The organism is Vibrio sp. Isolate22, from assembly GCF_022398115.1.
In the GTDB taxonomy this organism is placed as follows: Bacteria; Pseudomonadota; Gammaproteobacteria; order Enterobacterales; family Vibrionaceae; genus Vibrio.
On record NZ_JAKEUW010000043.1, the window covers coordinates 23,737 to 44,913 of the forward strand.

Below are 21,177 nucleotides of genomic sequence, written 5' to 3' on the forward strand. Positions count from 1 at the left end.
CTCTTTTCGCTTCTCGTTTACTCGAATTCCGCATCTGCTCTTATTATCTTTCTGACTTCTTATCGCGAGCAAGCAGATCTTGCGCAGCTAAGTGTGCGTCCTTTCCTTGATACAGCACTTGGTAAATTTGTTCAACAATCGGCATCTCAACGCCCATACGTTCTGATAGTAACCAAACTTCTTTAGTGTTGCGATAACCTTCGACCACTTGGCCAATTTCTTCTTGTGCGGTATCAACATCTTTACCGGAACCTAACGCTAAACCGAAGCGTCGGTTACGCGATTGGTTGTCGGTACATGTCAGTACTAGGTCACCAAGTCCCGCCATACCCATAAAGGTCTCTGGTTGTGCACCAAGAGCTGCACCCAATCGACTCATCTCAGCTAAGCCACGGGTAATCAACGCTGTACGTGCATTGGCACCGAAGCCAATACCATCCGACATGCCAGCGCCAATCGCGATAACGTTTTTAACTGCACCACCAAGCTGCATACCAATGAAATCCGAGTTTGCGTATACGCGGAAAGTTTTGCCACAGTGAATTTTTTCTTGCAGCTCTTCTAAGAAAGTCTCATCTGGTGAAGCGACTGAAATAGCGGTCGGCATACCCATCGCAAGTTCTTTGGCGAAAGTAGGGCCAGATAGAACCGCTAGAGAGTAATGCTCACCAAGCACATCGTGTGCGACATCTTTAAGTAGTCGGCCTGTTTCTGGTTCTAGACCTTTCGTTGCCCAGCAGATTCGAGAATTTGCTGACAAATGAGGCTTTAGGCTATTTAAGACGATGCCAAACACGTGGCTAGGAACGACGACCAGGAGATCACGACTGGCTGTCACTGCTTTCTCTAGGTCTGACTCGATGATCAGGCTTTCTGGAAAATCGATATTAGGAAGAAACTCATTATTTGCTCGTTCAGATTCAAGGTGCGCCATGTGGATAGGGTCATGTCCCCAAAGAACAACGTTTGCACCGTTACGCGCTAGAGATATTGCTAAAGAAGTTCCGTAAGAACCAGCGCCAATGACCGTCATGGCGATTTCTTTGCCGTAAGCGTCTGCCGTGTTAGTCGGGCGAGTTGTGTCTGTCATGCTTCCACCTAAAAATAATGAGGGAAATAGAAGAATTCTGGAAAAGCTTCCTAATAGTCAGAAGGCTTTCTATCTTAGTACAGTGTAAAGAAAAAATGCACATCGCAGAAGTTACGATGTGCATTTAAGAGTTAACTAGCGTTTGAAACGTTAGGGTTAAGTTCTACTTTGAGACTTAAGCCTGCTCGCCTTCAGCTTGTTGAGCTTGGTTCTGTAGGTAGTTCATGAACAAAGCATCGAAGTTTACAGGTGCTAGGTTCAGTTGTGGGAACGTACCTTTAACCACTAGGCTAGAGATTGTTTCACGAGCGTATGGGAATAGGATGTTCGGGCAGAATGCGCCTAGGCAATGTGCTAGTTGGCCCGCTTCCATTTCGCTTGCAGAGAAGATACCACCTTGCTGAACTTCACAAAGGAATGCAGTGTCGTCTGCGTTCTTCACAGTAACCGTTAGGCGTAGGATTACTTCGTAAACACCTTGACCAAGTTCGCGGCTTTGAGTGTCTAGGTCCAGTTTTACATCTGGATTCCACTCTTTTTGAAACATGTCTGGAGAGTTTGGCGCTTCGAAAGATACGTCTTTTAGGAAGATACGTTGGATTGCGAAGTTCTGTTGTGCGTCTTGTTGTGCTGCTTCAGCCATTTTCTTGTCCTTAAAAATTTAAATTAGGCTTTATTCACTATATTTGTCGAACAAAGCCCGAAAGTTTGTTGGTTAGGTCAGCTTACTTTTTGCCTTTTACTAAAGGTAGGTTAGCTTCGCTCCAAGCCACTAGGCCACTTTTCAGCACGCTTACGTTTTCGAAGCCTGCTTTAACTAACAAGTTAGCGCTTTCTTGAGCGGTTTGACCTGTTTTGCATACTACGATGATTGGGTCTGCTTTACGGCTTTCAAGGCTGCCTAGGTTATTTGATTTGATGTCTGACGGTAAAATGTGAAGTGCGTCAGTAATATGGCCCTTTTTGAACTCATCTTTAGTACGAATATCAACCACAACACCGTTTTCACGGTTAATCAGTTGTGTGGTTTGCGCAGCCGTGATCTCTTTGTAGGCTGCATTTGATGTTTTGATTACGTTCGCAATGATGGCAACAACCAAGCCAACCCATACGATGGCTAAAATCATATTCTCTTGAACAAATGGAACTAACTCTTGCATGTATTGAACTCTTATTCGTTATTGGGCAGAAAATTATAGGGTAGGAGTATAGCGAGATTTGGAGTTTAGTGTACATAGAGAACTCTATTTTTGAACAATACAAAGAACAAAGTTTAAGGATTTTTTTGATTATATTTCCAGTTACATAGATAATGGCTACATTTACATTTTTAACTTTAGATGCGTAGTGTGGTTTTCGCTTTGTGGCCAAAGGGCGGTAGCGTACTTGGAATAAACCACCATCCTTTCTAAGTTTATGATTTTTTAGGAGTTTGTGTGAAGATATTAGTTACTGGTGGAGCAGGTTTTATTGGCTCTGCCGTTATTCGCTATATTATAAGCAATACATCTGACAGCGTAATCAACGTTGATAAGCTCACTTACGCTGGTAATTTAGAGTCGTTAGTTGAAGTTGAATCTAGTGAACGTTACGTGTTTGAGCGAGTGGATATCTGTAATCGTTCAGCACTTGATCGTGTTTTTGCAGAGCATAAACCGGATGCAGTAATGCACTTAGCCGCAGAGTCGCATGTTGACCGCTCTATCACTGGCCCCGCTGCATTCATTGAAACGAACGTAGTTGGAACATATACGTTATTGGAAGCGACGCGCGAGTACTGGAATAAACTTGAAGATCAAGCGAAAGCAGAGTTTCGCTTCCACCATATCTCTACAGACGAAGTTTATGGTGACCTTCCTCACCCAGATGAGGTCCCTGAAGGAACTGAGCTCCCAATGTTCCTGGAGACGACATCTTATGAGCCATCTAGTCCTTACTCGGCTTCAAAAGCATCAAGTGACCATTTGGTGCGTGCGTGGCTTCGTACTTATGGCCTGCCAACTATTGTTACTAATTGCTCAAATAACTATGGCCCTTACCATTTTCCTGAAAAATTGATTCCACTGGTTATTCTTAACGCTCTAGAAGGAAAAGACCTTCCTATTTACGGTAAAGGTGATCAAATTCGTGACTGGCTGTTCGTTGAAGATCATGCAAGAGCTCTCTATAAAGTCGTGACCGAAGGTAAAGTAGGCGATACTTATAATATCGGTGGTCATAACGAAAAGAAAAACATTGACGTTGTGAATACGATTTGTGACATCCTTGACGCGCTAGTACCAAAAGAGACTAAATACGCAGAGCAAATCACCTATGTTCAAGACCGTCCTGGTCATGATCGTCGCTATGCTATCGACTCATCTAAGATGCAACGTGAATTAGGTTGGACGCCAGAGGAGACGTTCGAGACAGGTCTTCGTAAGACAGTTCAATGGTACCTAGATAACTCCAAGTGGTGTCAAAACGTGCAAGATGGTAGCTATCAACGTGAACGTCTAGGTGTCATGGCAGGAGATAAATAATGAAAGGTATTGTATTGGCTGGTGGTTCAGGCACTCGTTTATATCCACTTACGCGTGGAGTGTCGAAACAATTACTGCCTATCTACGACAAACCAATGGTGTTTTATCCAGTTTCAACATTAATGCTCGCTGGTATTAAAGATATTTTGATTATCACGACGCCGGAAGACAATGCGGGCTTCCAGCGTCTCCTTGGTGACGGCTCTGATTTCGGTATTAACCTTGAATATGCAGTCCAACCAAGTCCTGATGGTTTAGCTCAAGCGTTCATCATCGGTGAGGAGTTTATTGGTGATGACAGTGTGTGTTTAGTTCTGGGCGACAACATCTTCTATGGTCAATCATTTTCACAAACTTTACAGAATGCAGCTTCAAGAGAGTGCGGCGCCACCGTGTTTGGCTATCAAGTTAAAGACCCAGAGCGCTTCGGTGTCGTTGAGTTTGATGAAGATATGAAAGCGATATCTATCGAAGAGAAACCGGAAATTCCAAAATCTAACTATGCAGTGACTGGTTTGTATTTCTACGATAATCGTGTGGTGGAAATGGCCAAGCAAGTTAAGCCATCTCACCGTGGAGAATTAGAAATTACAACGCTTAATGAGATGTACCTTAATGATGGCTCGCTGAGCGTAGAGTTACTTGGTCGTGGTTTTGCTTGGTTAGATACAGGTACACATGAGAGTCTTCATGAGGCCTCTTCCTTTGTACAAACAATCGAACATGTTCAAGGTTTAAAAGTCGCTTGTTTAGAAGAAATAGCATGGCGTAATGGTTGGCTGAGTGATGAACAAGTACTGACCTTGGCTAAGCCAATGATGAAAAATGAGTACGGCCAGTATCTGACTCGTTTAGTCAATGAAAAGAAGAAGGCAATGGTTTAATGCGTGTATTAATTACAGGTTGTCATGGCCAGGTAGGTACCTGTCTAACCGAACAGCTAAATCAAGATGAAAATACGACAATATTGGCACTGGATAGAGAACATCTAGATATCACGAACCAAGATAGTGTTAACGCAGTTGTTTCTGAATTTCAGCCGGCCATAATTATTAACGCAGCTGCACATACTGCAGTTGATAAAGCGGAAGAAGAAGTTGACCTCTCTTATGCGATAAATCGTGATGGTCCCAAGTATCTAGCACAAGCCGCGCAAACCATTGATGCGGTAATTTTGCACATCTCTACAGACTATGTCTTTGAAGGTAATAAAGTAGGTGACTATATCGAGACAGATACGACAAACCCCCAAGGTGTTTACGGTGAAAGTAAACTGGCTGGGGAAATTGCTGTTGCACAGTCATGTGAAAAGCACATTATTCTTCGTACCGCGTGGGTTTTTGGCGAGAGCGGTAATAATTTTGTGAAAACTATGCTGCGCTTAGGTCAGACTCGAGACGCGTTGAATATTGTCGGTGACCAGTTTGGTGGACCTACATTTGCTGGTGATATTGCAAGTACATTGATTCAAATCGCGAAACGTATTACTCAAGGAAGTGAGGTTGAATATGGTGTTTATCACTATTCGGGGTTGCCTCATGTCAGCTGGTTTGATTTCGCTGACGCGATTTTTGATGTTGCTGTTAAAAAAAAGGTTCTTGAGAGCAAGCCGACCCTAACAAGTATTACTACAGACCAATATCCAACACCGGCCAAGCGTCCAAGCAACTCTCGCTTAAGCAACGATAAAATTATGGCAAGCTTTTCCATTGAAGCTAGTGATTGGAAGGCAGCTTTAAACAATATTCAAGCGTACACCGGGTAATAAAATGAAAGTAATCGATACACGCATTCCTGATGTAAAAATTATAGAGCCAAGTGTGTTTGGTGATGAGCGTGGTTTCTTTATGGAAACCTGGAATCAAAAGCAATTTGAGGAGTTAGTGACGGGCAAGCCGACACAATTTGTGCAAGATAACCACTCCAAGTCGAAAAAAGGTATTTTACGAGGTTTGCATTATCAAACAGAAAATACCCAAGGCAAGTTGGTTCGAGTGGTGTCAGGTGAAGTGTTTGACGTAGCCGTTGACATTCGTAAGGGCTCACCGACGTTTGGCCGATGGGTAGGGGAGTATTTATCTGCAGAAAACAAACGACAGTTATGGGTGCCTGAAGGATTTGCTCATGGTTTCTATGTAACAAGTGATGAAGCCGAATTTGTATATAAATGCACGGACTACTATAATCCCAAAGCCGAACTTTCTATCAGATGGGACGATGAAAGCATTGCTATTGAGTGGCCATTACAAAATAACCCCATGCTTTCGCTAAAAGATAGCAATGCTTTTTCTCTCGTTGAAGCAGTTAAGCTAGGTAGTTGTTTATGAAGTACACTATTGAGATTCAGCCAGCAGGTGTTAAGTATCAGAGTGAGGGAAACCTATTAGATGATGCTTTATCTGCCTCACTGCCGATAGAACACAGTTGCAAAACTGGAGACTGTGGAGTGTGCTCTGCCGAAGTTATTGATGGCTTGGTTGAAAATGAAAAGGGGGATGTCGTAACTTCAGGTTATATATTGACTTGCCAATCTAGAGCGAAGTCAGATATTGCTTTGAAAGCTAACTATTATCCAGAGCTTGTTAATATCAAACAACAAACAATCCCTTGTAAAGTGGCGAGTGTTGAGTTAGTTACCGAAGATATTATTTTAATTAAGTTTCGATTCCCTCCGACTGTTAAATTTAATTATTTGCCAGGTCAGTATATAGACTTAAATTATAACGGTGTGAAGAGAAGTTATTCAATTGCCAATGCAAAATCGGATTTAAAAGAACTTGAACTTCATATTAGACAAGTTGCAAATGGTAAAATGTCCGAGTTATTGTTTAATGGTCTTAAAGAAAATCAATTGATGCGAATGGAAGGACCCAAGGGCACTTTTTTCGTAAAAGACAATAATAAAACATTGGTGTTGTTGGCTACGGGGACTGGTATTGCACCAATAAAAGCCATAGTGGAAGAGCTAGTTGCAAAAAAAGATAAACGTGATGTGCATATTTATTGGGGTATGCAGTATGAAAAAGAACTTTATTGTAATGAATTGATAGAGCTAGCTCAGAGAAATGAACATATTTCTTTTACGCCTGTGTTATCGCGTGAAACTACGGCCCCTGATGGGGGCGAATTGGGGTATGTTCAAAATAAAGTGATTAAAGATTTTGATTCGTTTGATAATATCGAAGTTTATGCTTGTGGTTCTATTCGTATGATAGAGGAAGCAAAATCTCTATTATTACAACATGGTCTTCCGGAAAATTCATTTTTTTCTGATGCATTCACACCTGCAAAATAAGTTTAAAGTTAGTTGGAGTATATAATGAAAGCAGTCATCTTAGCTGGTGGTTTAGGAACTCGCTTAAGCGAAGAAACATCGGTAAAACCTAAACCTATGGTTGAAATCGGTGGTAAGCCAATTTTATGGCATATTATGAAGCAATATTCAGCCCATGGTGTGAATGACTTTATTATTTGTTGTGGTTATAAAGGTTATGTAATTAAAGAGTATTTTGCTAACTATTTCTTACACATGTCAGATGTGACCTTTGATATGAAAAATAACGAAATGAAAGTACACAGAAAGCGTGCTGAACCTTGGACTGTTACTTTAGTTGATACTGGGGATAATTCAATGACAGGAGGCCGTTTAGGTCGTGTTGCTGAGTATCTCAAAGATGAAGAAGCATTTTGCTTTACATATGGTGATGGTGTTGGTGATATCGATATTACAAAAACTATTGAGTTTCACAAGGCACATGGCAAAAATGCCACACTAACAGCAACCTTCCCCCCAGGGCGATTTGGTGCATTAGATATTACTGAAGGTCAAGTTAGCAGTTTTAAAGAAAAGCCTAAAGGTGACGGTGCGATGATCAATGGTGGCTTCTTTGTTTTATCTCCTGAAGTGTTGAAGTTAATTGATGGTGACAGCTGTACGTGGGAGCAATATCCATTGAAAAAACTAGCAGAGGATAATCAGCTAATGGCATATGAACACCATGGTTTTTGGCAGCCGATGGATACCTTGCGTGATAAAGTATATCTAGAAGAATTGTGGCAGGAAGGAAATGCCCCTTGGAAAGTTTGGAAGTAAATTATGACCCCTCAATTTTGGCAAGGAAAAAAAGTATTTATCACAGGGCATACCGGATTTAAAGGTGGCTGGTTATCGTTATGGCTTCAACAAATGGGAGCCATCGTAAAAGGTTACTCTTTACCTGCACCGACTACACCTAGTTTATTTGAAGAAGCTCAGGTTTGGTCGGGAATGTCTACGGAAGAAGGCGATATTCGTGATTTTACTCACTTGCGTCAGGTTATTCATGACTTTAAGCCTGAGATCGTATTTCACATGGCAGCCCAACCATTGGTTCGTCTATCATATGACGAGCCTATTGAAACTTATTCAACGAATGTGATGGGTACAGTTTATCTTCTTGAAGCTGTTAAGCAGGTTGGAGGAGTAAAAGCGGTTATAAATATTACTTCCGATAAGTGCTATGAAAACCGTGAATGGGTATGGGGTTATCGTGAAAATGAGCCAATGGGTGGATATGATCCATATAGTAATAGTAAAGGTTGTGCTGAATTGGTAGCGTCTTCATACCGTCAATCTTTTTTTAACAAGGACGACTATGAACAGCACGGTTGCGCATTAGCATCGGTTCGCGCTGGTAATGTTATTGGTGGCGGTGATTGGGCAGAGGATCGATTGATACCTGACATGCTGAATGCATTTTCTGATAGTAAAAAAGTGGAGATTCGCAGCCCTCATGCAATTAGACCATGGCAACACGTGTTAGAACCTCTTTCTGGTTACATTACAATTGCAGAACACTTGTATGAGCAAGGACCAGAATTTGCTGAAGGGTGGAATTTCGGTCCAAAGGAAGAAGATGCAAAACCTGTTGAGTGGATTGTTGAGCGATTAACACAACTATGGGGAGAAGGTGCTGAGTGGTACTTGAGTGAAGAAAATCACCCCCATGAAGCGCACTATTTAAAATTAGACTGTTCAAAAGCGAAAATGCGATTGAATTGGCAACCTGTGTGGGATTTAAGCACAACCTTAGATAAAATCGTGAACTGGCAAAAAGCATGGCTCAATAAAGAAGACATGAAAGAATACACGATAAATGAAATTAAAGAATACATGACAGCAAGAGTAGGTAAGTAAAATGTCCAAAGAGCAATTAAGAAGTCAGATCGCTGAACTTGTTGAACAATACGCGGCACTGCAATATGCCCCTCAAGAATTTATCGGAGGTAAAAGCGTCGTTCCTCCATCTGGTAAGGTATTGGGAGCAAAAGAGTTACAGCTAATGGTCGAAGCATCTCTAGATGGTTGGCTGACAACTGGTCGTTTTAATGATGCTTTTGAAAAACGTCTAGGAGAATACCTTGGTGTACCATATGTATTAACGACAACATCTGGCTCTTCGGCAAACCTTTTAGCATTAACAGCATTAACATCACCAAAGCTTGGAGAACGTCAGTTAAAGCCGGGCGATGAGGTGATTACTGTCGCTGCTGGCTTCCCTACAACAGTAAACCCAACCATTCAAAATGGTTTAGTACCTGTATTTGTGGATGTTGATATCCCTACGTATCAAATTCAGCCAGAAATGATTGAAGCTGCAGTTACAGAAAAAACTAAAGCAATAATGGTAGCTCATACCCTTGGTAATGTATTCGACTTAACGGAGGCTCGTCGCGTAGCTGACAAGTACAACCTTTGGTTAATCGAAGACTGTTGTGATGCATTAGGTTCAACCTACAATAACAAGATGGTTGGTACGTTTGGTGATATCTCAACAGTAAGTTTTTATCCTGCTCACCATATTACTATGGGAGAAGGTGGTGCAGTATTTACGAAGGACAACGAACTTCGTAAGTTAATTGAATCTTTCCGTGACTGGGGACGAGATTGCTACTGTGCACCTGGTTGTGATAACACATGTAAAAAGCGTTTTGACATGCAGCTTGGTTCCCTTCCTCAAGGCTATGATCATAAATACACATACTCACATCTAGGTTATAACTTAAAAATCACCGATATGCAGGCAGCTTGTGGTCTAGCACAAATGGATCGTGTTGAAGATTTAGTTCAAAAACGTAAAGATAATTATGCTTATCTTAGAGATGGGCTAACTAGTTGTGAAGAGTTCATTATATTGCCAGAGGCTACAAAAAACTCAGATCCATCGTGGTTTGGTTTCCCTATCACGATTAAAGAGGGTTGCGGTATTGAACGTGTAGACCTGCTCAAGTTTATGGATCAATATAAGATTGGTACTCGCTTATTATTTGCAGGTAACTTAACTCGTCAACCATACTTCGAAAACATTGAATATCGTGTGGTAGGTGATTTAACCAACACTGACTTGATTATGAATAATACATTTTGGATTGGTGTGTACCCTGGCTTAGATGAGAATCACTTGGACTTTGTTATCGAAAAATTTGAAGAATTTTTTGGTTTGAATTTCTAAAGTTCAGTTTAGGGAGAGTATAAGTGAAAGCTCTAATTTATGGTGGTACAGGGTTCATTGGTCAGCACCTAGTTAATGCTCTGTTAAAGCAAGGTTATGATGTTGGGTGTGTAACTCGATATCCAAAGCAAGACCAGATGGTGAAATATTATGATTTTAGCGATAGTGCAGAATATATAATAAATGAATTTCAACCTGATGTAATATATTATCTTTCTGCGAGCTATAGCAAAAGCAGTATTGAAGATATTGTAAATGTAAATATTACAGCACCTATCAATATACTTGAGTATTTAAGTAGTCATAGCAAAAATACTAAGTTTATTTATGCTGGAACTTACTGGCAATTTGGAGATGCTGATAATGCTGGCGTACCGATTGACTTATACTCTTCATCTAAAAAAGCGATGGAGTCTTTCTTTGATTACTATAATACCTACAAAGGAATGTCGTGTATTGAGGTGGTATTTTATGGCACCTTTGGAGTTGATGACAACCGAGGAAAAATACTAGATAAACTATTAGACGCATTTAAAAGTGGAAAATGTATTGATACCACGGAAGGTGATCAAGAGCTAAACTTAGTTGATGTGGAAGATATTGTGATAAATCTTATCAAATTATCTAAACTTAGTGAGTGTTCCAAATATCAATTGAAGTCTGATGAAAACTACAGCTTAAAAACCATAGTCGACATTATCAATAACTATGGTGATTTTCATGTTAATTATGGTGCTATACCATATAGAGAAGTGGAACTGATGAAAATTTCTAGTTGTAATCGATACAAAGAAATAATTGTTAAAGACAAAATTGTTTCTTATATTGATAGTCAACTGGAAAATAAAAATGTTAAGTAAACTCATCAAACATTTAGATATTGACACAATTATGGTTTTCTTTGACAAAATAATTGCGTCAATTAAGGGACCGTTAAGTGTTATTTGTGTATTATTTTTTTTGGATCCCAACCAGCAAGGGTTATGGTATACATTTATAAGTTTATCGGCATTAGTTGGTTTAGCAGAGATGGGGTTTACAACTGTAGTTAGCCAATATATAAGCCACGAATATGCTAAAGTACGCCTAAGAAATGGTTTTGTTATATTTAATAGAAACAATCGAGAGTTGTTTGCTATTATATCTTACGCTTTAAAACTATATTTCATAATTATACCTGTAGCAGTTATTGGATTAATTATAGTTGGTTATAATTTTTTCGATAATGAGAGTTCTTGGATAATTTTCGTGTGGGTTGCATATTCTATTTCTTCTGGGATTAATCTACTTAGCGTATTATTGATATATATATATCGAGGAATGGATAAAGTCGCAATAGTCCATAAAATTCGAGCATTTAGTAATATTCTTTATATCACAACACTACCAATATTCTTGAGTTTAGGCTTTGGACTTTCTTCTTTACCTGTAATCATGATACTGATGGTGCTGTTAATATGTGTAATGCTGTATTATGTAGACACTAAATTTTGGGTTCAACTATACAGAGATAGAAATAGGCCTGTAAAATTTAACAGTCAAGAGCTTAAAAACCTTCAAATTAAATATGCTGTCAGCTTTTTTTCAGGTTACTTCATGTTTAACATATTTGTTCCTTTAGTCTATAAATATCAAGGCTCGCAATTAGCGGGGCAGCTTGGCTTGACATTAACAGTAGTAAGAACAATTTCTACCTTTTCATACGCCTGGTTAGAGTCAAAACTTCCTTATTTTAACATTTTAATTTCTAAGGGAGAGTTAATAAAATTCAGAGATGAATTTAAAAAGAAATTTCAGTTATCTGGCGCAACATTTATTTTTGGTATGGTAGCTATCGCTTTACTATATTATGCATCTAATTATTATAGTTTATATAATGATAGAGTAGTATCTCTAGAAATATTTTCTTCTATACTTGGTATAGAAGTTGGGGTATACATTATGTCTTGTTATGCGATTTATGTCAGAGCACATAAAGTAGAGCCGTTCCATTATATATCCTTAATATCAGCTATAATTATTGCTGCAATTGCATTTAGTTTGATAAAGTCGAACAATATAGAAGGTGCATTCTATTATATAGCTTTAGTCTATTGGCTTTTTATCGTCCCATTTTTCTATATTGTAGGAAAAGTAAAAATTAGAAAGAGAAACCATGCTGTCAATTGCAATTATCACAAAAAATAGGGAAAGAATATTATGCGATGTTTTATCGCATAATTTAAAAGTAGCAAATAGATTAGGTTTACGTGTACAAGTACATAACAATGCTTCGACAGATATGACTAGTCATTCGCTCCAAACAATGCAGGGTGAATACTCTAATTTAGATGTTATTAATCATATTGATGATCTTGGATATGATCGTAATTATTTACGAGCAATGAAGTCTTCAGAAACTGAATATACTTGGGTAATAGGCGATGCTAGCTATATTGATCAGCAAGCACTGAAAATAGCATTAGATATTTTAAATAAAAGTAATGGTCTTGTCTTATCATTCAATAATTTTTCTCGCGTTAAAGGGAAAGTTGTACCACCCGAAATTAGCACTCGCGAATATTTATCAGGTGTTGGCTGGCATTTGACATTGATTGATACAACAATTTGGCCAACCAAGATATTTAATCTGTTAGACCTTGATAAATATAATGGATGTAATTTAATTCAATTGGCATCACATTTAGAAATTCTAAAACAAGGTAGCGGACAACATTTTTGGTTACCTTACTCCGCGATGCAGAATACTGACGTCAGGAAGCATAGTTATTGGTATGAGCATGCGATTGATATTTGGTGTGTTAGATTTTTGAGTATGCTTAAATCCGTGGATGACGAGCAGGTCGGCAAGATTCTATTACATACAATTAGACAACATAATAACAAATCTGGCGTGTTTGGGATTACTAGCCTTTTAAGGATAAGAGCAGCTAATGGGATAGGATGCAAGAAGTTTTTTGGAAACTTGGAGGTTTTACGTCAAACTACAGATAAGAAAACGCTAGCTATCCTATTTCTTTCTTGTTTTATTCCTAGAAAGACATATTCGTTTTTAAGAAAATTAAAAATACTTTTTAATCGTGAATCTAAGTTATGAAATCCTCGTCGAAAAATCAGTACTTTTACTTTTCTATATATCTAGTTCTACTATATGTAATTCCATTTTCTTCATTTCTTCTAGCTCCATTTGGGCGTGACTTTTTTGAATATTCCTGGGCTTTTGAAAATATCGATTTAACACGATTTGAACCGTTATTTAAACTTTACTTTTCAATGAGCTATCAATCGGGCATTAACTTATTATTAGTTTGGTTTTTTACGGCTATAATTTGCTTGTCCTCTAAGTTTTACATTGTATATAAAGTATCAAGTAATGAAATTATAAGACTTATATTTATTATATCTTACGTTGGATCTTTCTTTTTATTACATGAGCTTACTCAGATCAGGCTTGCTATCGGTCTTACTTTTGCCTTAGCTGCTATATATCAGTTGTCAAAGGGAAATTATACATTTTATTTATTTTTACTCTTAATATCTTGTTTGTTCCATTTGAGTCTTATTGTTCTTTTTCCAATCTTTATTCTATATAAGTTAGAAGCACGATATGGCTTAAGTAAAGTTATTCTTCTAATGGCAACTGGATGTATAGCCCTTTTAAGCTTTTCTGGTATGCTTACTGAGTTAGTATATATAATACGACCTTCAGCCAAAGGTTACCTTGAAAATTGGCACGCGTACAAAGTTGAATACTTTTCGTTGAGCCATTCTCTATCTTACGGCTTTTGCTTTTTTTCCTGGCTATATGTTAAAGAACAGAAAGTACATGTCAATACTACTTGGCTTTTATCAGTTATTTTTCTTGTATTTAGCTCCATCGTTCTATCATTTTCTCCAGAGTTGGCAATTAGAGTGAATGATATAGCTGCTGTTTTTATCATTTATTGCTTTGCCTCTTTTCCATATAGTAGAAGCTATAAATATATTTTAGTTTTATTTTTCTTCGCTCTAGTTGTGCTTTATCGAGTTTATGGTTTTATTATTTATAAACCACTATTTATATTGTGAGTGGAATTTTTTGAACAATTAAAATGGTAATGATTTTAATGAATACATGTGTTTTTATATGTAGATATAAATTTAGTTTAGACGATATTTTAGAAAATTTTTCAAAATTTTCAACGGGGTATTCTTACTTCATATTTGACAACTCGGAAATACCTCTATCTGATGATGAAAAAGAAATATTAGAGCGAGCCGATGATGCCGTATATTATTACTCTTTTAGTGATAACTTAGGTTTAGCTTACGCTCTGAATTATCTTAATAAAGTTGCGATTGAAAAAGGTTTTACCCACGCAATATATTTTGATCAAGACTCTAAGATAGATAGTCAACTGATCACGGGTTTAAGCCAGTCATTTTCTGATTACAGGGAAAATTTGTTTTGTATTGGTCCAAAACCTGTAACTTATGACCATGAAGATTATTATGTAAGATACTCTGGTAAGGTAGATGGAGCCACTGATATATATAACGCAAAGGAATTAATTACTTCAGGGATGCTATATTCTCTTGAAATCTCAAATCAAATTGGAGGCTTCGACGAGAACCTGTTTTTAGATATGGTTGATTTTGAGATCTGTTGGCGTGCTAGAGCTAAAGGATATAACGTCATTGTTGACAAGAAGGTCATCATGCAGCATCAGGTTGGTGAGAACGCATTTAATTTCTGTGGTCGGAAGCTTCCTATATCGGCTCCGATCCGAAACTATTATCAAACAAGAAATAATCTCTACTTACTTATTAACTCTGATAGCCCTTTACCTTACAAAATTTATATGTTCTCTAGAAGGTTGGTTAACATTAGCATTAATCTGATTTTTGTTGGTGATAAAAGAGAGCGTCTTTTCTATAATTTGAAGGGAATAAAAGACGCAATAACAAAAAATATGGGTAAATATAGAAGTTAGGAAGAATTATGTGCGGAATATTAGGTATTTATGGGGAGTATAAGATAAGCGAAGAAGGTTTTTTGCACGCCTTGAAACTACAATATAATCGAGGGCCGGACAATATTAGCGCGATCCCTTTGAATGATAGTTTTTTAGGTCACGCTCGACTTTCAATACAGGACTTGTCTGCTTCAGCTAATCAACCAATGTTCAGTTTAGATGGTAGGTATTCACTAATATTTAATGGTGAGATATACAATTACGACTTACTTAAGGAAAGATTGCATAATCCTAACGAGATTGCGACGCAATCCGATACGGAAGTATTGTTAAGGTATTTAATTGAATTTGGTGTAAAGGCTACTTTAAGCCATGCTCATGGAATGTTTGCGTTTGCGTTTTGTGACCACATTAAAGGGGAGGTTTTTGTATGCCGTGACCCCTTTGGAGAAAAGCCGCTTTATTACTGTCTAAATAATAATAATATTACAGTTTCATCTTCTCTTTATAGCTTGGTTGATCTATATGGAACTTGTGATATTGATACTTCAGCGCTGTCAACATATCTTCATTATGGTTACACCAAAGGAAAAGATTCGATACTTGAAAACTATAAGAAAATTGAACCAGGAACATTTTTGCATTATTCGATTGACGAGCAAAGAGTTTTAAGTATTAGTGGTTATAATAATACTCCTATTTTCAACGAGGATTCATGTAGTATTAATAATATAATCAGAGAAAGCGTTAACTCTTGTTTGAAATCAGATGTTCCTGTTGGCATATTCTTATCTGGCGGTGTTGATTCATCATTAATCGCTAGTTATGTTTCTGAGGTTGATAGAAACATCGAAGCATTTACCATTGGCTTTGAGAACAAAGGTTATGATGAATCACAAGTAGCAGAAGAAGTTGCGCGATTTCTAGGGTTGAAAATTAATAAGTTGATCTTGTCCAAAGATGATTTGTACTCTGCACTTAATGAAACAAGCACCATCTTTGATGAGCCTTTTGCAGACGCTTCTTATTTAGCTTTATACAAACTAAGCCAATACGCGAAAGATAAAGTAACGGTATGCCTTAGTGGGGATGGTGGTGATGAGTTGTACACAGGCTATAATCGACACGTTTTGGCGGATAAAATTTATAGAAAATTAAAGCCAGTACCTAGGTTTATTAGATGCTCTGTCTCAACATTACTTTGTAGCAGTGATGCTGTAAGAAATAAACTTTTGCCTCTCTTTTATAAGTGCCTATACGGAAAAGAACTTCCAACAGCCTTTTTTGAAAAAGTAGACAAGTTGTCCGAGGTCATCACTTTTCGAGATAAAAATGATCTACTTTTTAAGATATTATCCGGGCGAGATTACTCTAAAGTACTCGATATCCCAGAACCTTTTAAACCTGATGTACAAGACTTAAGCCCGAGAACTTTATCAACTTATGATAGACATAGTTACTTGCATGAAAATGTTCTGGTTAAAGTAGATCGCACGACAATGGCTTGTTCTATGGAAGCTAGGGCTCCTTTACTTAATTCTAATGTTTTTAACTTTGCTTTGTCGGATAAAGATGAAGAGCACATATCTAATGGTGAACAAAAAGTAGCATTAAGAAAGCTAGTCAGAGGTATATTACCAAGTGATATTCTCAATATGCCTAAGTCAGGTTTTTCTGTGCCTTACCAAGAGCTTTTAGATACTAAAATGAAGTCTGACTTTAAAAAATATATGGATTCATTATCAGGTTTGGACTTTTTTGATGAAAATATTTTCAACAAGCTCAATAATTGTATTGAATTGTACTATAAAGGCTCATTTAAAGATTATAAATTAATATGGAACATATTCTTTTTGTATAGATGGCTCCATAATGTAAATCTTCAATCTAATGAATTAACTAGTTGATAAATTTTATAATATTATTAGTGATAAATTTTATATTTAAGGCCTAAAGCATGAATGGTAATAAGAAAGTTTTTATAACATCAAATACAAGTTGGTATATATATAACTTTAGAAGAAATACAGTACAGGCTTTGTTAGATGAAGGTTACGTAGTTGGTGTCATTTCTCCTAAAGACCCATATTCAGTAAAGTTACAAGATATGGGAGCAGAGCATTTTCATATTGATATCGATCAAGGTGGAAAAAACCCTTTCAATGATCTGAGAACCTTATATAGCTTTTTCCAGCTATATAAAAAACATCACCCTGAAGTGATACTAAATTTTACACCTAAGAATAATATTTACAGTACTTTAGCTGCTCGAGTATCTGGTGCTAAGTCAATAAATAATATTGCTGGACTTGGGCAAATATTCATTGAGGATAATTTGACTGCAAAGTTAGCTCGATTTTTATATAAAATTAGTCAACCATCTGCATTCAAAGTTTTTTTTCAAAATGATGATGACAAGGAACTCTTTATCCAAAATAACCTAGTTCCAACTCGTATCATTGATAGAGTTCCGGGGTCTGGTGTTGATTTATCTCGTTTTAAGGTGTCCCCAAGCCCAAATGATTCAACCGTACGTTTTTTGCTCATAGCTAGAATGCTCTATGACAAAGGAGTTGGGCATTATGTTGAGGCAGCTAGGGAATTAAGGGAGAAATACGGTAATCAAGTTGAGTTTCGTTTACTTGGTTTTTTAGACGTAGCCAATTCTTCATCAGTATCGAAAGCTGAAATGGATTCCTGGATTGAGGAGGGGGTTGTTACTTATTTAGGTATCTCAGACAATGTTGAGGAAGAGATTGCTAAGGTTGATTGCTTGGTCTTACCTTCGTTCTATCGTGAAGGTGTTCCGAAGTCACTACTTGAGGCATGTGCAATGGGTAAACCAATTGTAACTACAGATAATGTTGGGTGCAGAGAAACAGTTGATGATGGTATCAATGGTTATTTGTGCCAACCTAGGAGCACTTCAAGTTTAGTGGAACAGTTAGATAAAATGATTTCTCTGAGTCATGATGAGCGTTTGTTAATGGGTACTAAGAGTCGAAGAAAAGTTGAACGTGAGTTTGATGAAAAAATCGTTATCGATAAGTACTTACATACAGTAAAGTCTGCTCTTAACAGTTAGGAATAAGTTTTATGTTAGTCACAATTATAGACTGTTGTTGAACTTTTCTGGCTAGCTGACAATGTATAGTGATTTAATATCGATAATCAAAAATCTATTATCGGTATTAAATCCACCCTACACATCAAGATATGATTTTAATATATTGAATTGTAATTAATATTTTTTTATAGGTAATCCACGTAAATTTCTCACCCAACTAGTGAGCTTCCATACGTAGCACATTGCCACTGAGTACCCTATAAAGCTAATAATAAAGAGGACAAACATTGTCGACTCTTTTATTTTGGTTAATTCGCCATAAATACCAAATCCTGCAAAACAACTTGCAACGATACAAATTATGGCTAGAGTTTGACGCGAAGTGAATCCCAGACGTTGAAATATGTGGTGTAAATGCTCTCTATCCGGCTTGAAGGGAGAGTCTCCTCGTCTTATACGCCTAAACATGATTGCAGCCATATCCATTAAAGGTATGGCAATTAACCATAAAGCTGTAATTGGGCGCATCAAAAATGCATTCTCTTCTTGGCTGGCTCCAAGTAGTAACCAAATCACGGTAAAGCCAATCATCATACTGCCAGCATCACCCATAAATACTTTACGTTTTCTTCCCAGAATACCTAAGTTCATCAGTATGTAAGGTATGATTGCTGCTATAAACACGACGCACAAATAAGCAAGCCCATGCTGGCTCTCAACTTGTAGCAATACTGCGATCCCCGCAAATGTCACTATAGACAACCCCCCCAAAAGTCCATCGATACCATCTACCATGTTAAATGCATTGATAGCGCCGATTACAGCTAAGATAGTTATCACTGGGCTAAGTGCACCTAAGTTTATGGCTCCGATACCCAAGATATCCCCAATGTTTTCTAATCTTAGATCTGCAAAGTACATCATGATGATGGAAAGTAACGCTTGAATTATTAAGCGTAATTTAAAACTTAGATCAAATTTGTCATCTAGAGCTCCAATAATTACTAGAGTCGTTATACAACTCAAAAATAAATAACTATGGGCTATTACGTCTGGGTTGGAAGCTATAAACTGCCCTATAGACAAGCATATGGATATCCCACCAACTAACGGAACTGCTCCGTTGTGGAGTTTCCTAGCGTTTGGCTTATCAACCAAACCTATGCTCTTAGCAAATTTACGCATTAAAAATAGCGAAGAACAGGAAAAAAAACCAACGAAAGACAACTCTAACAACATGACGAATTCTAGCCAATTTATTAATTTTTGATGATGCGAATCATACGCTAAAAAGGTACAAAAGTATATTTGGTTGAGGGGCTATTACGTAAGCGTTTTTTGCAAGCTGATGTTGCGTCATTGGTTTGTTTCAAACTAAGAAATTTGCTATTTTCAGACACGGCGAACGATAACTTGTTGGTTCTGACAATACTATTAGCACATGGTGTGGTAGCATCTCCCAGTTATCAATTTATTTACATGTTTGAGAGATTTACAGTGAATCAGCAAAGTCAGCCACATTCGTCCACACAACTAAGTCATCCAGTGACTGGAAACTCGAATAGCGAGATAGACCTTCGAGAGTTGTTTAAAGTTTTATGGAATGGGAAGCTTTTAATCATATTAACTAGCTTTACATTCGCAATAGCTAGTATTTGTTTTGTGTTGATTGCTCAAGAATGGTGGTCTTCTCAGGCTAAAATTACCAAACCTCAGCTGCAAGATCTAGCAGCATACCAACAGCAAGTCAGTCAATTTCAACCAATATTTAATGTTTACCAAGATGATGGCACAGTCTTGGTCGGTCGAGATTTGGATGGTTTAGCTAAGCCGAATGTTCTTTTCAAGCGTTTTATTGATGCTTTCAATTCTACCAACAATAAGCGTGATTTTCTGGATAACAACCTTGAATTTAAAAATATAGAACCTGAACGAGATTTAAGCGATGAAGCTTATATAAACGCTTGGTTCAAGCGAATTAAAGCTTCGCTTGAGGATAGTAAGGATTCTACGTCGCCATACTTTATAGTGTTCCAATCGACTACAAAAGAAAGTAGTTATGAATTGCTAAAATCCTACATTTTAGCAACGGAATCTAAAGTTCGCCAAGATGCATTAAACAATCTGCAGGCGGTGATTAACATCAAGAAAAACGAATTGATTCAACAAAAAGTCGTTACTAAAACTCAAGCTAAAAATAAGCTAGCGGTTGAAACCGAGACAGCTAAGTATGCTTTGAAGATTGCACAATCAGCTGGTGTAGATAAGCCGAGTAAAGTTTCAAATGATAGCGAAATATTCACTATTGATCTTGGTTCGAAAGGTTTAGAAGCAAAGGTTCAAGCTTTGGAAACTGTTAAAAACTTGAGTGTTATTGAACCTCGTTTACAACAAATAAATGCAAAGTTAGACATGCTCGACAACCTTAAAATTAACCGCAACATTGATTTTCAAACTTTTCGTTTTCTTGAAAACGTCAAGAAACCAATATCCAGAGATAAGCCCAAGCGCGTATTGATTATATTATTTTCAACATTGTTTGGTGGAGTTATTGGCGTCGCATTCGTGCTCATGAGATTTGCACTAAGAAAAGAAGAGTGATCTCTAATCATTTATAGTCAGTGCTCATACCTCTAAATGGCCAGTGTGTATACACTGGCTATTTTTATGCCCCTTACATACTATCCCTGCTCCGAGAGCTGTACAGTGAATGGCTGAATACGAGGCTTAATTTTTGTAGAGCCAGGAGGCTTTCTCTTAGTTCCATAGAATGCTAGACCGATTTCTGTACCTCATTCAAAAAGCCTTACTGCGTATTTCGGTGATTGCGAACGCTTGTTTCGGTTTATTCCGAACACCTGAACCAGCACTTTTTCTCTTTCCCTATTTTTACTCTAAGTGTTCGGATTGCGCCAGTTTTCTCATTGATTCACCTCCCAGTTCTATTCGATGACTATTGTGAACTAGACGATCCATTAGAGCGTCAGCGACAGTAGCGTTGCCGATCATGTTGTACCACTCTTTTACTGGTAACTGGCTGATGACGATTGTG

The 21,177-nt window shown here is 37.6% G+C and carries 21 protein-coding genes; 15 read left to right on the plus strand and 6 right to left on the minus strand.

Annotation, left to right across the window (positions count from 1 at the left end; all coding sequences use genetic code 11):
- Positions 1 to 43: 43 nt before the first annotated feature.
- The 3 genes from gpsA to L1D55_RS19660 form a co-directional block, all read right to left on the minus strand.
- The gene (gene gpsA / locus L1D55_RS19650) at positions 44 to 1,090 is read right to left on the minus strand and encodes an NAD(P)H-dependent glycerol-3-phosphate dehydrogenase (protein ID WP_239918544.1); all 1,047 of its coding nucleotides are present in this window, start codon (positions 1,088 to 1,090) and stop codon (positions 44 to 46) included.
- 175 nt (positions 1,091 to 1,265) lie between these two features.
- Entirely contained in the window at positions 1,266 to 1,733 is a 468-nt protein-coding gene (gene secB, locus L1D55_RS19655; protein ID WP_004741403.1) for a protein-export chaperone SecB, read from the minus strand.
- Between the two features lie 82 nt (positions 1,734 to 1,815).
- On the minus strand, positions 1,816 to 2,250 hold the full coding sequence (locus tag L1D55_RS19660) for a rhodanese-like domain-containing protein (protein ID WP_137406325.1): 435 nt from the start codon (positions 2,248 to 2,250) through the stop codon (positions 1,816 to 1,818).
- A gap of 276 nt (positions 2,251 to 2,526) precedes the next feature.
- Between L1D55_RS19660 and rfbB the strand changes: the two genes are divergently transcribed.
- From rfbB to L1D55_RS19715, 11 genes are read left to right on the plus strand one after another with little or no spacing between them, the layout of a single operon-like run.
- On the plus strand, positions 2,527 to 3,612 hold the full coding sequence (gene rfbB / locus L1D55_RS19665; RefSeq protein ID WP_239918545.1) for a dTDP-glucose 4,6-dehydratase: 1,086 nt from the start codon (positions 2,527 to 2,529) through the stop codon (positions 3,610 to 3,612).
- Positions 3,612 to 4,496, plus strand: coding sequence for a glucose-1-phosphate thymidylyltransferase RfbA (gene rfbA, locus L1D55_RS19670; protein WP_239918546.1), 885 nt, complete (start codon positions 3,612 to 3,614; stop codon positions 4,494 to 4,496). Before rfbB ends, rfbA begins: the two co-directional genes overlap by 1 nt.
- On the plus strand, positions 4,496 to 5,377 hold the full coding sequence (rfbD, locus tag L1D55_RS19675; RefSeq protein WP_239918547.1) for a dTDP-4-dehydrorhamnose reductase: 882 nt from the start codon (positions 4,496 to 4,498) through the stop codon (positions 5,375 to 5,377). The genes rfbA and rfbD overlap by 1 nt, the downstream gene beginning before the upstream one ends.
- A gap of 4 nt (positions 5,378 to 5,381) precedes the next feature.
- The gene (gene rfbC / locus L1D55_RS19680) at positions 5,382 to 5,939 is read left to right on the plus strand and encodes a dTDP-4-dehydrorhamnose 3,5-epimerase (protein WP_239918548.1); all 558 of its coding nucleotides are present in this window, start codon (positions 5,382 to 5,384) and stop codon (positions 5,937 to 5,939) included.
- Positions 5,936 to 6,907 carry an FAD-binding oxidoreductase gene (locus L1D55_RS19685; protein WP_239918549.1) on the plus strand — a complete coding sequence of 324 codons (972 nt, stop codon included), beginning with the start codon at positions 5,936 to 5,938 and terminating at the stop codon, positions 6,905 to 6,907. The genes rfbC and L1D55_RS19685 overlap by 4 nt, the downstream gene beginning before the upstream one ends.
- A gap of 24 nt (positions 6,908 to 6,931) precedes the next feature.
- Positions 6,932 to 7,705 (plus strand): glucose-1-phosphate cytidylyltransferase, encoded by a 774-nt coding sequence (rfbF, locus tag L1D55_RS19690; protein WP_239918550.1) that lies wholly within the window; start codon positions 6,932 to 6,934, stop codon positions 7,703 to 7,705.
- A gap of 3 nt (positions 7,706 to 7,708) precedes the next feature.
- Complete coding sequence (rfbG, locus tag L1D55_RS19695) at positions 7,709 to 8,788, plus strand: CDP-glucose 4,6-dehydratase (protein WP_239918551.1); 1,080 nt, start codon at positions 7,709 to 7,711, stop codon at positions 8,786 to 8,788.
- A 1-nt stretch (position 8,789) separates the two neighbouring features.
- The gene (rfbH, locus tag L1D55_RS19700) at positions 8,790 to 10,103 is read left to right on the plus strand and encodes a lipopolysaccharide biosynthesis protein RfbH (protein ID WP_239918552.1); all 1,314 of its coding nucleotides are present in this window, start codon (positions 8,790 to 8,792) and stop codon (positions 10,101 to 10,103) included.
- Positions 10,104 to 10,126: 23 nt separating this feature from the next.
- Positions 10,127 to 10,963 (plus strand): NAD(P)-dependent oxidoreductase, encoded by an 837-nt coding sequence (locus L1D55_RS19705; protein WP_239918553.1) that lies wholly within the window; start codon positions 10,127 to 10,129, stop codon positions 10,961 to 10,963.
- Positions 10,953 to 12,290, plus strand: a complete 1,338-nt coding sequence (locus L1D55_RS19710) for a hypothetical protein (protein WP_239918554.1) — start codon at positions 10,953 to 10,955, stop codon at positions 12,288 to 12,290. Before L1D55_RS19705 ends, L1D55_RS19710 begins: the two co-directional genes overlap by 11 nt.
- Positions 12,259 to 13,200, plus strand: a complete 942-nt coding sequence (locus tag L1D55_RS19715; protein WP_239918555.1) for a glycosyltransferase — start codon at positions 12,259 to 12,261, stop codon at positions 13,198 to 13,200. The genes L1D55_RS19710 and L1D55_RS19715 overlap by 32 nt, the downstream gene beginning before the upstream one ends.
- A gap of 418 nt (positions 13,201 to 13,618) precedes the next feature.
- On the opposite strand, the gene L1D55_RS19720 is transcribed toward L1D55_RS19715, so the two are convergent.
- Entirely contained in the window at positions 13,619 to 13,816 is a 198-nt protein-coding gene (locus L1D55_RS19720) for a hypothetical protein (RefSeq protein ID WP_239918556.1), read from the minus strand.
- A gap of 393 nt (positions 13,817 to 14,209) precedes the next feature.
- On the opposite strand from L1D55_RS19720, the gene L1D55_RS19725 reads away from it, so the two are divergent.
- The 3 genes from L1D55_RS19725 to L1D55_RS19735 are packed head-to-tail and all read left to right on the plus strand — an operon-like array spanning position 14,210 to position 18,143.
- Positions 14,210 to 15,076, plus strand: a complete 867-nt coding sequence (locus L1D55_RS19725) for a hypothetical protein (RefSeq protein WP_239918557.1) — start codon at positions 14,210 to 14,212, stop codon at positions 15,074 to 15,076.
- Between the two features lie 8 nt (positions 15,077 to 15,084).
- Positions 15,085 to 16,965 carry an asparagine synthase (glutamine-hydrolyzing) gene (gene asnB, locus L1D55_RS19730; protein ID WP_239918558.1) on the plus strand — a complete coding sequence of 627 codons (1,881 nt, stop codon included), beginning with the start codon at positions 15,085 to 15,087 and terminating at the stop codon, positions 16,963 to 16,965.
- A 50-nt stretch (positions 16,966 to 17,015) separates the two neighbouring features.
- Positions 17,016 to 18,143 (plus strand): glycosyltransferase family 4 protein, encoded by a 1,128-nt coding sequence (locus L1D55_RS19735; protein ID WP_239918559.1) that lies wholly within the window; start codon positions 17,016 to 17,018, stop codon positions 18,141 to 18,143.
- 156 nt (positions 18,144 to 18,299) lie between these two features.
- Here L1D55_RS19735 and wecA read toward each other — a convergent pair whose 3' ends face one another.
- Positions 18,300 to 19,364, minus strand: coding sequence for a UDP-N-acetylglucosamine--undecaprenyl-phosphate N-acetylglucosaminephosphotransferase (gene wecA, locus L1D55_RS19740; protein ID WP_239918560.1), 1,065 nt, complete (start codon positions 19,362 to 19,364; stop codon positions 18,300 to 18,302).
- A 258-nt stretch (positions 19,365 to 19,622) separates the two neighbouring features.
- Between wecA and L1D55_RS19745 the strand changes: the two genes are divergently transcribed.
- Positions 19,623 to 20,726 carry a Wzz/FepE/Etk N-terminal domain-containing protein gene (locus L1D55_RS19745; RefSeq protein WP_239918561.1) on the plus strand — a complete coding sequence of 368 codons (1,104 nt, stop codon included), beginning with the start codon at positions 19,623 to 19,625 and terminating at the stop codon, positions 20,724 to 20,726.
- 288 nt (positions 20,727 to 21,014) lie between these two features.
- Here L1D55_RS19745 and L1D55_RS19750 read toward each other — a convergent pair.
- On the minus strand, positions 21,015 to 21,177 hold a 163-nt coding region (locus L1D55_RS19750; protein WP_239918564.1), incomplete at its 5' end, for an ATP-binding protein.

Coding starts and splice junctions, on each gene's coding strand:
- rfbG (WP_239918551.1), top strand. CDS start 7,709: ATGACCCCTCAATTTTGGCAAGGAAAAAAAGTATTTATCACAGGGCAT.
- L1D55_RS19735 (WP_239918559.1), top strand. CDS start 17,016: ATGAATGGTAATAAGAAAGTTTTTATAACATCAAATACAAGTTGGTAT.
- asnB (WP_239918558.1), top strand. CDS start 15,085: ATGTGCGGAATATTAGGTATTTATGGGGAGTATAAGATAAGCGAAGAA.
- secB (WP_004741403.1), bottom strand. CDS start 1,733: ATGGCTGAAGCAGCACAACAAGACGCACAACAGAACTTCGCAATCCAA.
- rfbA (WP_239918546.1), top strand. CDS start 3,612: ATGAAAGGTATTGTATTGGCTGGTGGTTCAGGCACTCGTTTATATCCA.
- rfbC (WP_239918548.1), top strand. CDS start 5,382: ATGAAAGTAATCGATACACGCATTCCTGATGTAAAAATTATAGAGCCA.
- wecA (WP_239918560.1), bottom strand. CDS start 19,364: ATGTTGTTAGAGTTGTCTTTCGTTGGTTTTTTTTCCTGTTCTTCGCTA.
- L1D55_RS19685 (WP_239918549.1), top strand. CDS start 5,936: ATGAAGTACACTATTGAGATTCAGCCAGCAGGTGTTAAGTATCAGAGT.
- rfbD (WP_239918547.1), top strand. CDS start 4,496: ATGCGTGTATTAATTACAGGTTGTCATGGCCAGGTAGGTACCTGTCTA.
- L1D55_RS19715 (WP_239918555.1), top strand. CDS start 12,259: ATGCTGTCAATTGCAATTATCACAAAAAATAGGGAAAGAATATTATGC.
- L1D55_RS19710 (WP_239918554.1), top strand. CDS start 10,953: ATGTTAAGTAAACTCATCAAACATTTAGATATTGACACAATTATGGTT.
- rfbH (WP_239918552.1), top strand. CDS start 8,790: ATGTCCAAAGAGCAATTAAGAAGTCAGATCGCTGAACTTGTTGAACAA.
- L1D55_RS19660 (WP_137406325.1), bottom strand. CDS start 2,250: ATGCAAGAGTTAGTTCCATTTGTTCAAGAGAATATGATTTTAGCCATC.
- rfbF (WP_239918550.1), top strand. CDS start 6,932: ATGAAAGCAGTCATCTTAGCTGGTGGTTTAGGAACTCGCTTAAGCGAA.
- L1D55_RS19725 (WP_239918557.1), top strand. CDS start 14,210: ATGAATACATGTGTTTTTATATGTAGATATAAATTTAGTTTAGACGAT.
- gpsA (WP_239918544.1), bottom strand. CDS start 1,090: ATGACAGACACAACTCGCCCGACTAACACGGCAGACGCTTACGGCAAA.